This is a genomic window from Flavobacterium sp. B167r (assembly GCF_056824315.1).
In genome coordinates, this window is the sequence record NZ_CP124859.1 from 953,853 (window position 1) to 967,815 (window position 13,963).

Sequence of the window (13,963 nt, forward strand, 5' to 3'; positions counted from 1 at the left end):
ATTTTTATGAAAAAGGTTTTTACACTCCTGTTTTTAGTATCATTCGGATTTATTAATGCACAAAGCGCTTTTACAGGTAAAGGTGACACAAGAGTAAATGTTGGTGCTAATTTACAAGATGGTGGATCTGGAATTCAAGGTTCTATCGATTTTGGTTTAGGAGAAAATTTCTCTGTTGGATTTGTTGCAAATTACTTACTAGGAGTTGACAATTTCAATGGTTTTTACCACGGAAATTCAGGTGCTTACAACAATGCAGAACCAGATTTCTCAGATCGTTTTGATGCAAAAGCAAGAATTAATGCTAACTTATCTAGCGTAATTGGTGTTGAACAATTAGACGTTTATCCTGGTTTAAGCTTAGGCTTACATAATTTTGGAGGACACGTTGGTGGTCGTTATTTCTTCACTGACGGATTCGGTGTTTTCACAGAAATCGGATTCCCAATCGCAAAATACGGAACAAACAATGATCCATTTTACCATTTAAACAATCAGGCTACTTTCAGTTTAGGAGCTTCGTTTAGTTTGTAAATATTTAGTTTCTAAGACACTGAGATTCTAAGTCTCTAAGTTCAAAATAAAAAAACCGCCTAATTGGGCGGTTTTTACTTTTTATAATAATTTTGTTTTTATTTTTTAGCGAATTTCTTAGCGATTCTTTTTGTACCGTTGTTTAATTCTATAACGTAAATTCCCGTACTTAACGCACTTACATCTATAGGGCTTTCAGAAAGTTCACCATTACTAATTTGCTGACCTAAAATATTTATAATTCTAAATGTATATCCTTTATTGTTTAAAAATGAAATATTTAGCTCATTTGCGACAGGATTTGGATATAACGCAAATTCAGGATTTTCATTAGTCTCTGTCAATCCCGCAACAATTTCTTCATTCACAACTGCTCCTGAAGCTGTTATGTTTATAGAATAATCTTCGACTTGTCCATAAGAAAAACTTTCGCAAGATGTTGGAACTCCATTGTATTTCATAGAAACTCTAAGTCTTGTTGTTCCAAGAGCTGCCGTTGCTGGAATTGTAATAGTTCCTGATGCTGAAGTTGCTGTTGATGTAGCTTTTGTCCAAACCGTTTCGCCAGAATCTGCAAAATCACCATCTTGATTATAATCTATAAACACAGCATATCCTTCGCTGTAAACTGTAGATGTCCAGCTCGGTGTGATCGTAATTGTATATGCAGTTCCTCTTGTTGCATTTGTCGAAATTGAAGTATAATTTTCATAACCCGCTGTTCCTGTAGAGGTATTATTTATTGTTCCAAATACAACTTTACCAATTTTTTCATCTGCGGTATTATTTCCCTGAGATGTACAATATGCTATCGCAGCAGAAGTAGTTGTAACATTTACTGCATTACTAGCTGCCGAAACATTTCCTGCGGCATCTTTAGCTTTTACAGTAAAGCTATAAGCTGTTAATGCTGCTAAACCAGTTACTGTATAACTTGTTGTTGTAGACGAACCTTTTAATGTTGTTCCCTGGTAAATATCATAACCTGTAACAGCTACATTATCTGTTGATGCTGTCCAAGACAAATTAGTCGTTGTACCTGTAGTGCCAGAAGCAGCAAGACTTGTTGGAGCGGTAGGCGCAACAGTATCACTAGATCCTACATAGGCAGCACCAATACCTACTGCATAAAATGCATTGGTTGTTGCTATAACTTCAGCTGAACCAGCACCATACAAATCTAATGCAGATTGTATTCCTGATGTTCTTGCGTTTGCATAAGTAGAATTTGCGGTTAAATACACACTCTCTAAACGAAAGGCAATTTTTGCTGCTTTATCAATAGTTATACCTGTCACATTATATGCGCTTCCAATATCATTTGTTCCTGATTTACCAACTGATAAAATGTAAAACCAATGATTCAGAACTCCTGAATTGGTATGAACACCACAATAATCGTTACTGCTAGTTGGTGTACAGCTTTGGCTCACCCAATTGGTTCCTCCATAAGTATCTGGCTGTCCTTCTGATTTTGGGTTACTCATAGAACGCAAAGCAAGATGTCCTGATCTTCTTTCGATATCTTCTCCCACTAACCATGTTGATTTTGTTGGTGCAGCACGATATTCGATACAAGCTCCCCAAATATCAGAGAAACCTTCATTCATTGCTCCCGATTCTTTTTGATAAGCAAGATTTGCTGTATAAGTACAAACCGCATGTCCTATTTCATGGCCAGCAACGTCTATTGAAGTCAAGATATCAAATCCGCCAGTTCCTGTTCCATCACCATAGGTCATAACACTTCCGTTCCAGAATGCATTATTATTATTTGGATATCCAGCGGCCACTAAATTGTAGTGAACATAACTTCTAATTTTTGCTCCAGCATTATCATAACTGTTTCTTCCATGCACAGTAGAGAAATAATCGTATGTCATTTCAGCACCCCAATGTGCATCTAATGCTCCATTATCTTTATTCGTATTATTATACTCAGCCGCTGTCCAATTATTATCAGCATCTGTAAAATTGGTTGTTGGGTACGTCGCTGTTCTCGCAGAATTATAGGTTTGAATTCCATTTCCTCGAGTTCCATCAGATAAAATATAAGAAGATCCACTTAGAGTAGTCTGAATAGTCTGTGTTCCGCTATAGCGTGTCGCTGCATTTGCCGAAACAATCGCAACTTTTGCATTAGATATTTTCTTTTGATTTTCTTTAGCAGATTCCAATTTCGCTCCGTGACTATATTCTCCAAGGTGTTTTATGGTAGCATTGTAAAACAAGACTTTTCCTGTTTCAGCGTCGATATAGAGATCACCTCTGCTTAGCGGATTTGTAGCATAGATATCAAACTTATAAGCCAATCGAACTTTATCTGATTTTCTATCCTCACCTTGTTCTTCCATATCTGGCAATAAAACCAATTCCCCTTTTGGTTTTTCGTAATCCATAGCAGCAGCGTCTTCAGGTTTTTCCCATAAATATTCTTTTGCTCCCGTGTAAGCAATCGCTTTAGCAAATGCATTCTGACTTGATAATTTCGGAGTAGTTTTTACATTGTCAAATGCATAAAACTCACCATTCATAGAAACCAATTTGCCTTCTTTCGAATGCAATGAATAATTGGCAAATTCCACTTTGATTCCTTGTTCATACAACTGAAACTTTTCATGAACAAAACCCTCTTTGTCTGATTCGGTTTTAACTTTCAAAAAAGACTGGTTCTCTTTTAGTCCGAGTTGCTCTTTAAAAACAGTATTGAAATCTGTTTCTTTGTAGGTAGATTTATCACTAAAAGTGATTAGACTTGGTTGTCCATTTTCTGATAAATTTTTCTGACTTACCCGCTTGTCTGTATTTTGAGCAAATGCAGCCGTTGAAAATGTTAGAATAATAATAGCTGACGCCATAATTTTAGGTAATTTTCTTTCCATAATAATGTGGTATTTAAATTTGGTTAAATGGATTACAAACAAAATATTTAATGTAAGTAAATACTTTATTTTTCTGTAAAAATATTTTATTTATGTTATATTATCGATTAAAATTGCCTTTAATCGATAAAATGCAACATTTTTTACATTAATTCCATTTTTGTTTAACAAATTACAACAATCTTGTAATAAAATACACCTAAAAATAATTATTCAATTGATTAATAACCACTTATATTTAAAAAAAAAGCTTTAAATCTTATATTCTTTTAAAACTAATACAAAAAATCCTCTAATTAATTCCTACAAAAAAAGCCAGCTCTTTTAAAAAGCCGGCCTTTGTCTGTTTTTACAAAAAATAAATTTTAACTGATATTCATTTCAGGAATCTCGCCTTCAATGATCAAATCAGCTTCTGTCGATGCGATGATATGCTCGACTGAGACACCTGGCGCTCGTTCTAAGAGCTTAAAACCTTTCTCAGTCACTTCGAGAACTGCAAGCTCTGTTACAACCTTTTTAACGCATCCTACGCCAGTTAATGGCAAAGTGCATCTTTTTAAGATTTTTGATTCTCCTGCTTTGTTCACATGCATCATTGCCACGATGATATTTTCGGCGGAAGCCACTAAATCCATCGCGCCTCCCATTCCTTTTACCATTTTGCCCGGAATCTTCCAGTTTGCGATATCTCCGTTTTCAGAAACTTCCATTGCTCCCAAAATAGTTAAATCTACTTTTTGGCTGCGAATCATTCCGAAACTGAAAGCCGAGTCAAAGAAACTTGCTCCTGGAAGCGTCGTGATAGTTTGCTTTCCTGCATTAATAATATCAGCATCTTCATCTCCTTCAAAAGGAAAAGGTCCCATTCCGAGAACTCCATTTTCACTTTGGAATTCAACTGCTATATCTTCTCGAACATAATTTGCAACTAAAGTCGGAATCCCGATTCCAAGATTCACGAAATAACGGTCTTGTACCTCTTTTGCAATTCGCTTTGCTATATCTTCTTTACTAAGTGCCATAGTTTTAATGTGTCTTTTTTAATGTGTCAATTAGTCAATTCGATAATTAGATAATGCTTCACAATCTTAAGTAATTATCTAATTGCCACATTGTCTATTATCTATATTATCTTCAATGTGTCAATTTGTAAATTTGATAATTAGATAATTCTAAAACACATTGCGAGAATTATCTAATTGTCTCATTTTCTCAATTATCTAATTTTTTCGTAAAATAATCCCAAGTTGCTCTTGTGATATCTGCAATTATCTTTTCTGTGTCTTCTCTTTTCTCTGTAATGTTTTTCAAATAAACCGATAGAATAAAATGTTTTCCGTTTGGAAGTTTTACAATTCCAATGTCATTCATTGCTACTCTCAAATTAGCATCATTAGTTCCAGATATTCCAGTTCTGTGTGCTAATTCAGTATTTTCAGGAAGTCCTGCTTTCATCCAAGTAAGACCTCTTGAAGTTTCAACCATTACTTGATACAAATACTTTGTTGTTTCTTCTTTTAAAACTTCGCCTTTGAAAAACTTCTCCAGCAATTCTGTTGTTGCTAACGGAGTCGTAGTATTGATATAAAGGTTTTTCCAAGTTTTCATCTGATCTTCGTTCATTTTAATAACGAAGTCCTTGATTCCCTGCTCATTTATAAACTTCTGAATATACTTTGTACCTCCGACTAAATTGATCAAAATGTCACAACCGTTATTATCGCTATGCGAAACCGTGTAGCGAAGTAGTTTCTCTAAAGTCAAGTTTACATTTCCTTCAGGATAATCTTCTTTCATCGGGCTCCAAGTATCTTCTTTTAAATCCTTCTTTTTTATAAAGATTTCCTGCGTGAGATTTAGTTTCCCTTCGTCAACCTTATGCAAAACTGCCAAAGCAATATGAAATTTAAACACGCTCATCATTGGCATTTTTAAATTTCCATTTATACTCAAAGTATCCTTATTTTCAATGCCTTTCATAGAAACACCTACAGTAGCACTTTTACCTGAAATGATTTGCTGCAATTGATTTCGAAGTTCATTTGTACCTTGAGAAAAAACCTGAAACGTTAGAAAAGAAAAGAGAACTATACTAAATCTAGTCATAATTTTTAATGTGTCAATTTGTGAATTTGCCAATTAGATAATGCTTTTCGCAATCTCAAGTAATTATCTAATTGCCTCATTTTATCATTCTCTAATTAGAAACGTTTCCTTACAGTTCGTTGTTCAATTCGTTTTTCAAATTTTTCTCCTTGAAAGATACGCTGCACCATAATTCCTGGAATATGAATTTGATTTGGATCTAAAGTCCCAACCGGAACCAATTCTTCGACTTCAGCAATTGTGATTTTTCCAGCGCCTGCCATACATGCATTGAAATTTCTAGCTGTTCCTTTAAAAATTAGATTTCCTGCCTCATCACCTTTCCAAGCTTTTACTATCGCAAAATCAGCTTTAAAAGCTTCTTCCATAATATGCATTTTGCCATTGAATTCGCGTGCTTCTTTTCCTTCGGCAACTTCAGTTCCGTAGCCTGCTGGCGTAAAGAAAGCTGGAATTCCTGCTTGCGCGGCACGACAACGTTCTGCTAAAGTTCCTTGAGGCGTTAATTCAACTTCTAATTCTCCAGAAAGCATCTGACGTTCGAATTCTGCATTTTCTCCTACATAAGAAGAAATCATTTTCTTAATCTGCTTTTTCTGCAACAACAATCCCAAACCAAAATCATCTACACCTGCATTGTTAGAAATACAAGTTAAATCTGAAATTGATGTGTTTACCAAAGCTGCAATTGTATTTTCAGGAATACCACATAATCCGAAACCACCAAACATGATCGTCATATTGCTTTGAATTCCTTCAACAGCTTCCTGAACGCTATTTACTTTTTTTGTTATCATAACAAACTATCTTTATTGCTGAATATTTTTGATAAAAATAAGATTTTTACATGAAATTATAACGATTTCGTAAAAATAAAACCAAAAGAAAAATCCCTTTACTAATCTTTTAAAAAGAGTCGTAAAGGGATTGAAATATAGCTAAATAAGCATTAACGCAATATAGTTGCATTTAATTCTAGCCTACGTTTTTGTTCTGTTTCCAAAGTATCTTTAATAGAGAAACCCTTTACTTTGCAAGAGATTCAGTTTGCATACTCAAATGTTTTTTTATAAGCTTCTTTTGCAATAAACTTTAACTCACAACTAGCATAATAATGCAAACAATTTTTCAAATAGTAGTATTCATCCTCTTTAGAATTTTCACAAATAAGCGGCTTTGGAATGGTTTTAACAAAACCCTTTGCGAGCCTTCTCGTTTCGTTCATTTCATCCAGACTTAAACCCCGTAAGGATTGTAAAGATTTTTCCTTTCCATTTGTAAAACAGCATTGTTCTGGCGACTCTCTTTTAAGCTCCATAAAAACACATTATCTTGAAATGCAGCTATCCAACTATTATTATCCTTGTTGTAATCAAATTTTTGATAACTACTACATGAGCTTAAACAAATCAACAATATTATTATACTTTTTTTCATAATATTAATTACTTTAATTGGAGGTTCAGAAAAATGTCATTCACCTCCACATATTTTTCCTTATTAATTACTCTTCAGGCAAAAGTACAGGTGACCATTTTAGATAAGTTCCGTCATCTTGCTTTATTATTAGATATATCAAAAACTCAGTATTATTTTTAAATAACTCATTCAGATTTCGATAATCACAGTCTAAACTTGACATTCTTTCTGGTTTTTTAGTGTCAAAATAATTAACATAAAAGGTTGGAAGCCTAACATATTCTCTCCTCTTCTGTTTATTCCATTCGTCTTGACGTGCTTTAATTGCTTTCTCTCTTTTTTGCTTCGATTCATATCCATTTACATAAAAGCTTATAGATATTCTAGAAGTATCTTTACTAACCGAATAATGAGCTATCAATGGGTCATCTAAGATCACAAGAAATGGGCGATTATTATTGGGGTTTACGATTTGTGAAGAAATCATATTTGATGATATCATCATAGCACAAATAAATATTTGCTTGATTATTGACATGACTCATTAGTATTTAAAAAGTTTTTATAAATAGACAGAATTTGTAGTCTTTGAGATTGAGGCACATTCTTCCATACAACGGTAGGAACGGGCGGTAATCCAGTCGGGCTATCAACTGAAAACTCTCCTTCTCCCATAAGCCCAATCCAAGCTAATGCATTATAAAACTCATCTGAATGTGCATTACCGTCATATTGCTTTAATACTTGGGCAACAATTTGTCTATAATGTTGTGCCATTAATTCGTGATGCGGATCTGAAATACGCTCATTTTCAGGAACATTATACTTATACCTCATATAGTACTCAAAAAGAGTTGGAAAATCATTTTTTAAATTATTAATGTAAATCTGCCATTGCGAATCTGTCATTTTACCAACATTAACATGAGGCAATCTAGAACAGCTTAATAGTTTTCTATAAATTTCAGCATGAATTAATTCATGAATAAATGTTCTTGCAATATCCAATGCTGGTCTATGTAAACTTTCAGGATTAAATTTTGTTTCAATCAAATAATTAACTGGTGAATAGGTTACCGCATTTGCACGATTATAATTTGGATCTACACCAGCACTAAATTGCAAATTGGCAATTGAAAAACTACCATCAAACTTTTGCAAATATTTTTGATATGTTTGCGCTTGCCCAAGTTTACTATAAACCCCATTCAGGCATTGATTTTCTGTAAATGATTTATCCAAAATTACCCTAAACCAATAATCAACATCACCGCCAGCTTTACGAGTGATAATAGCCTTTCTTAAAAAATCTAATGTTTCTGGAGTGTTTTCTTCCGTTTCATTTAGAACATAATGCACATTGTTAACATCATCAGCATTACGATAATCCATCATCCATAAAAATACAGTTGAATCTATTGTCCCTAATTTTCGAACAATATCTTGAACCTGCATACGCTGGTACTCTGCTTGCTCTTGGCTTGGTACAAAAACAACTATAGGACTGACACCAGCGCCGCTAGAAAATGAGTTCCCATCAGTTCCAACAGAAGAATCTATACTAAGATAAAATTCTCCACCATAAGAACTTCCTCCATTACTGCCAGAACCACCACCATTACTACCAAAATCAATTGAAATATGAATATCACTAAATAACCTTCCTACCCAGTTAAAAAAATCTGACAACCAACGACTTCCTCCGCCACTACAATTACAATCATTTTCATCTGCTGTTTGGTCTTCCAAAATTGTTGTTTTTGATGTCTCTTTGTTTGATGATACCGCAGATGCTTTTGTTGCATTCCCATTTTCAAAATAGAGCGTTCCGTTTAATTTTTTAGTATCATCAAAAAACTCCATCCTTCCACTAAAATTTTTCAATACGAACTTTTTTGTTACATCTTTTGGAAAGTATCTCACAACAACAGATTCATACTTGTCTCCTATTTTCAGAACATGGAGGTTTTCAAAATAATAATCTTCAGTATCACCCGAATTGCCAATTACTGGTATAGTGTAACTCTTAAAATCATCTGCTCCTTCATATTCGATAATATGCTGGAGATCAAGCTGAATTTCATTTTCTTTACTTCCTGAAAATTTGCCAGTTAACGAATTATTAGATTCAAAAGTTTCAATACTTGGCTTTAAAAAAGGAACCTCATTAATGGACAACTTAGTAATTTTTGCTTCTGTAGCTTGCTCTTTGGCTTGTGGTTCTTCATTTGAGTCTTTATCACAACTTTGAAAAGTAAAAGAGACAATTAGAACGAACAGATAAACCCATTTCATTTTTGCATTCATATTAAAAATCATTTTTACCTTTTTATTTTGCATTATGCCGGGCTAAAAGGATTTATTGATTCCCGCTATTTAAAGCGTGGTATTTAATATGTTTTTGGATTTGTCTGTAAAACAACATCGGTAAATATAGGTTTATTTTTACAAAAAAAATAAATTAAATACGTGTTTTATTACTTAAATAATTAAGAAAATATTATCCAAATAAGAAAAACGGTATGGAAATTTACAAAAAAAGGGTCAAATCATTTGTACATGATTTGACCCTTTTTATATGCTAGAAAGTTGTTTCTTTACAACTCAAATTCATCTGTATTTTGTTCCGTTTGCGTAGTGTCTTTTACTATAACTGGTCTTGCATAACAATCTACTTTTATTGAAAGATTAGCCGGACGCTCAAATTCTCCTTTAGAAATTTGAAGGTTTTTATCAGCATAGCATTTTTTCATGTAATAACCCCAAACAGGTAATGCCGCAGTGGCTCCTTGTCCGTAAGTCAAACTTTTGAAACGTGCTGAACGGTCTTCACATCCAACCCAAACTCCAGTTACTAAATTTGGAACCATTCCCATAAACCAACCATCAGATTGATTTTGTGTTGTTCCTGTTTTACCAGCAATCGGATTTGTAAACATATATGGATAACCTGTCCAACGATTGTCTCCACTTCCACCGCCTTGCGTACGTAAACGCACACCAGAACCACTTTCTGTTACCCCTTGAAGCAATTTGATTACGGCGAAAGCAATATCTTTATTTAAAACGTCATGAGACTCCGGAATTGGCTCGTAAATCACCTCTCCGCTTTTGTTTTCAATTCTGCTTAAAAACTGTGGTTTTACATAAACACCTTGATTTGCAAATGTACTGTATGCCGCAACCATGTCTTCAACTGTAATATCTACCGCTCCTAACGCAATTGAAGGCTGAACCGGAATTTCTGTTTTAACTCCTAATTTTTTAGTCAATTCTACAACCGCTTCAGGGCTTGTTCTATCAATTAATTTAGCCGAAACTGTATTGATAGATGCAGCAAGAGCTTGTTTTAGAGTAACCATTCCACGGTATCTGTAATCAGAGTTTCTTGGTTCCCAATCTTCTGTTACGTGGTGACGTCCTTTATGAATCATGAAAGGTCCATCCAAAATAGAATCACAAGGAGACATATTTAATTGTTCGATAGCTGTCGCGTAAACAAATGGCTTGAAAGTAGAACCTACCTGTCTTGCTCCCTGTCCTACGTGATCGTATTGGAAATATTTGTAATTGATACCCCCAACCCAAGCTTTGATTGCTCCTGTTTGAGGCTCCATTGACATTAAACCAGATTGTAAAAAGTGTTTGTAGTAACGAATAGAATCAAGCGGAGTCATAGTTGTATCACGTTCTCCTTTCCATGTAAAAACACGCATTTTTGTTTTTACTTTGAATGAAGCAATGATGTCGTCTTCGCTTTTATCCATATCTTTCATCTGAGCCCAACGAACAGAATTCTTCATTGCTTGCATCATAATTCTGTCTGTCTCAGCTTGAGTAATATTTACGAAAGGAGCATTTTTATTGGTTTTTTGTTCCATAAAAAACTGCAACTGAAGGTTTTTCATATGCGCTGCAACAGCTTCTTCAGCATACGTTTGCATTCTAGAATCTATTGTAGTATAAATTTTAAGACCATCTTTATAAATATCGTAATCAGATCCATCCGGTTTTTTGTTTTCAGCAACCCATTTTTTCATATAATCACGAAGATATTCTCTAAAGTAAGTTGCCATACCTTCACGATGGCTTTCCAATTTAAATTTTAAAGCTATAGGCAATGCTTGGTATTTCTCTTTTTCTTCTTTCGTAATCATTTTGGCTTTAACCATTTGCCCCAATACAACATCACGACGGTTTTTTACTCCAACAGGATTACGAAGCGGATTATAAAGAGATGAATTATTAAACATTCCCACTAAAATTGCCGACTCGTCTATTGTTAAATCTTTAGGTTCCTTAGAAAAATACGTCTGAGATGCAGAACTTACCCCAACAGCATAATTTCCGAAATCATAAATATTGCAATACATCGCTAAAATCTCATTTTTAGTATACTGCCTTTCTAAACGTATAGCGATAATCCACTCTTTTATTTTTTGAACTATTCTAAAAGGCAAAAAGCTAGAACCTCCGCGATGAAATAGCTGTTTCGCCAATTGCTGTGTTAATGTACTTGCTCCTCCATTTGTACCCAAAGAAAAAGCAGCACGTAAAGTTCCGCGTCCATCAATTCCTGAATGTTCATAAAAACGGGCATCCTCAGTTGCAACTAAAGCATCTACCAGATTTTTAGGCAAATCAGAATATTTAAGCTGAGATCTATTGGTTTTGAAATACTTTCCAATTACAACTCCATCAGAAGATATAATTTCTGTGGCAAGGTTTGAATCTGGATTTTCTAAATCTTCAAATGAAGGCATAGACCCAAATAGACCCCAAGAGGCGAATAAAAAGAAAGCCAAAACCCCAAGTAAAGAGTAGGCTAAAACTCGCCAAAATTTCTTTTTATAATAATTAATATCCTTAACGCTTTTGGATTGATTGTTTTTTTTAGCAGCCATAACTATTTTTCTAATCTTTTTGTTCTATTCTAAAACCAACGTCTGTAATTCCTTGTAAAGCTTCAACACCAGGAATTTTACCTGATTGTCTAACAGCTTGTTTGATGTGAACTTTGTATTTTCCTGTAAACTTTACATCATCTTTGTAATATAGTTTACTTTCTTTTATATCAGAAAATCCATTTCCTAATAATGTTCCGTCTGGCTCTGCCATTTGGTATTCTAATGTGTCCACTTTTGTAAATCCGCTTGGCGTTTCAATAGCAACAATCAAAAACAAATTATTGAAAGGGTAATCGTTGTTATCCCTGATGTTTACAAAGAGATTGTACTTTTTTGTAGAATCTAAAACCGGCAGATCAAAGCTTATAATACTGTCTTTGTGCCAAGCACTTCCAACAGATTTATACTCATCAAATACTCTTTTTTTATCGCAAGAAAAAAGGAGTATTGCTGCCAAAAGAAGAATTCCGCTATTTTTTATTCTCATTTTTAGTATTCGTTATTGGTTTTCTAGGTTCAGCAGGTTTATTTTCATTTGAATTTTGCTTATTCGGATTGTTTTTATTCGAATTTGGCTTCTTCTTATGATTTGGCTTGTTCTGATTATTTGGCTTATTTGCATTGCCATTATTCGCGTTAGCATTCGGATTATTATTTCCAGCTGGTTTAGCGTTGTTTACATTTTTTTCCTGCTGTGGTTTTACCGGAGTTGCAACACCAGCAGCTTCTGTAGTTTTACGCTTGCGATTTGGTTTTTTCTTTCTTTTCGGCTGGTCAAAACGAGTTAAACTTTCTTGACCCATTGCATTATTGAAGTCTTTTTCAGGTTCTATAGTTACCTCAACAGCAAAATCTTCTAGAGAAGAAACTTTGTTTTTCTGTTTGTTTTCAGCAATAATTTCTTTTACCTGATCGATTTTTAAAACATGCCAGTTTGCAAAATTGTTTGTGTAAGCAAACCACATTAATCCTTTAAAAATATCTTGTTTCTGACAGATAGCATCGCCTTTTTCTGTCATTAATTTGGTATCGTAATCTGGAAAATCTTTTAAAGCATCCATGTAAGTGTCTAACTCATAGTTCAGACAGCATTTCAATTTTCCGCATTGACCCGCTAATTTCTGCGGATTCAATGATAATTGCTGATAACGGGCTGCAGAAGTATTAACACTTCTGAAATCGGTTAGCCAAGTCGAACAGCAAAGTTCGCGTCCGCAAGAACCAACTCCTCCTAAACGAGCCGCTTCCTGACGGAAACCAACTTGTTTCATCTCCACTCTTGTGCTGAATTCTTTAGCAAAATCTTTAATCAGCATTCTAAAATCGACACGATCATTTGCTGTGTAGTAAAACGTCGCTTTTGATCCGTCACCTTGAAATTCAATATCAGAAATTTTCATTTCCAATTTGTGCTGAATCGCCAATTCACGTGCACGAACTTTCATTGGTTCTTCACGATCACGCGCTACAGACCAAATATCGATATCTTTTTGAGATGCTTTTCTGTAAATTTTTGGAACCTCATTGCTTTCGTAATTCACTCCTTTTTTCTTCATTTGAATTCGTACTAATTCGCCTGTAAGAGTCACAATTCCAATATCATGTCCTGGTGATGCAACAGTTGCTACAATATCACCAATACTTAAAGTTAATTTCTCTGAATTTCTAAAAAATTCCTTACGTCCGTTCTTAAAACGTACCTCAACACAATCAAAAATCGCCTCTCCATTAGACGGGCTCATGTTCGAAAGCCAGTCAAAAACCGTCAATTTATTGCAGCTATCGGTGCCGCAAGTCCCATTATTTTTACAACCTTTTGGTGCGCCACCATCTGAGGTTGAACAACTTGTACATGCCATAATTATATATGTAGTGCTGCCAAAACGCAGCTTAAGTTCATAAACGTTTGATCGGTAAAGATAGTATTTTTTTTATTTTGCTTTTTATGGATTAAAACTAATGGTTTGTTAAATAAAAAACGAATTATTTTCTAAACCAAAACTTTTAGCAAAATACATCTTCAAAAGTGAAGATTTTAAACAAATTTTCTTCAAAATTAGGCATTCGGTCGCTTTCAGACTGTAATTAATCGTTTTTACTTTTTATCCTGAA

Annotated in this window: 11 protein-coding genes; 1 reads left to right on the plus strand and 10 read right to left on the minus strand. The window is 34.3% G+C overall.

Features of this window, described 5'->3' with window-relative positions:
• The first annotated feature begins 6 nt into the window (after positions 1 to 6).
• Positions 7 to 534 carry a DUF6646 family protein gene (locus QLQ96_RS04455; RefSeq protein WP_482495012.1) on the plus strand — a complete coding sequence of 176 codons (528 nt, stop codon included), beginning with the start codon at positions 7 to 9 and terminating at the stop codon, positions 532 to 534.
• Positions 535 to 632: 98 nt separating this feature from the next.
• Here QLQ96_RS04455 and QLQ96_RS04460 read toward each other — a convergent pair whose 3' ends face one another.
• The 10 genes from QLQ96_RS04460 to QLQ96_RS04505 form a co-directional block, all read right to left on the minus strand.
• A complete protein-coding gene (locus tag QLQ96_RS04460; RefSeq protein ID WP_482495014.1) occupies positions 633 to 3,416 on the minus strand; it encodes a M4 family metallopeptidase in 2,784 nt (927 codons plus the stop codon).
• A 365-nt stretch (positions 3,417 to 3,781) separates the two neighbouring features.
• Positions 3,782 to 4,441, minus strand: a complete 660-nt coding sequence (locus tag QLQ96_RS04465) for a 3-oxoacid CoA-transferase subunit B (RefSeq protein ID WP_482495015.1) — start codon at positions 4,439 to 4,441, stop codon at positions 3,782 to 3,784.
• Between the two features lie 190 nt (positions 4,442 to 4,631).
• The gene (bla, locus tag QLQ96_RS04470; protein ID WP_482495017.1) at positions 4,632 to 5,525 is read right to left on the minus strand and encodes a class A beta-lactamase, subclass A2; all 894 of its coding nucleotides are present in this window, start codon (positions 5,523 to 5,525) and stop codon (positions 4,632 to 4,634) included.
• A 95-nt stretch (positions 5,526 to 5,620) separates the two neighbouring features.
• The gene (locus QLQ96_RS04475) at positions 5,621 to 6,322 is read right to left on the minus strand and encodes a CoA transferase subunit A (RefSeq protein WP_482495019.1); all 702 of its coding nucleotides are present in this window, start codon (positions 6,320 to 6,322) and stop codon (positions 5,621 to 5,623) included.
• A 245-nt stretch (positions 6,323 to 6,567) separates the two neighbouring features.
• A complete protein-coding gene (locus QLQ96_RS04480; protein WP_482495021.1) occupies positions 6,568 to 6,843 on the minus strand; it encodes a hypothetical protein in 276 nt (91 codons plus the stop codon).
• A 186-nt stretch (positions 6,844 to 7,029) separates the two neighbouring features.
• Positions 7,030 to 7,482: a hypothetical protein gene (locus QLQ96_RS04485; protein WP_482495023.1), complete on the minus strand. Its 453-nt coding sequence runs from the start codon at positions 7,480 to 7,482 to the stop codon at positions 7,030 to 7,032.
• Entirely contained in the window at positions 7,473 to 9,284 is a 1,812-nt protein-coding gene (locus QLQ96_RS04490) for a hypothetical protein (protein ID WP_482495024.1), read from the minus strand. The genes QLQ96_RS04485 and QLQ96_RS04490 overlap by 10 nt, the downstream gene beginning before the upstream one ends.
• Positions 9,285 to 9,541: 257 nt before the next feature.
• Positions 9,542 to 11,848, minus strand: a complete 2,307-nt coding sequence (locus QLQ96_RS04495) for a penicillin-binding protein 1A (protein WP_482495026.1) — start codon at positions 11,846 to 11,848, stop codon at positions 9,542 to 9,544.
• A 10-nt stretch (positions 11,849 to 11,858) separates the two neighbouring features.
• Positions 11,859 to 12,338, minus strand: coding sequence for a gliding motility lipoprotein GldH (locus tag QLQ96_RS04500; protein ID WP_482495027.1), 480 nt, complete (start codon positions 12,336 to 12,338; stop codon positions 11,859 to 11,861).
• The gene (locus QLQ96_RS04505) at positions 12,322 to 13,710 is read right to left on the minus strand and encodes a PSP1 domain-containing protein (RefSeq protein WP_482495028.1); all 1,389 of its coding nucleotides are present in this window, start codon (positions 13,708 to 13,710) and stop codon (positions 12,322 to 12,324) included. The genes QLQ96_RS04500 and QLQ96_RS04505 overlap by 17 nt, the downstream gene beginning before the upstream one ends.
• Positions 13,711 to 13,963: the final 253 nt, after the last annotated feature.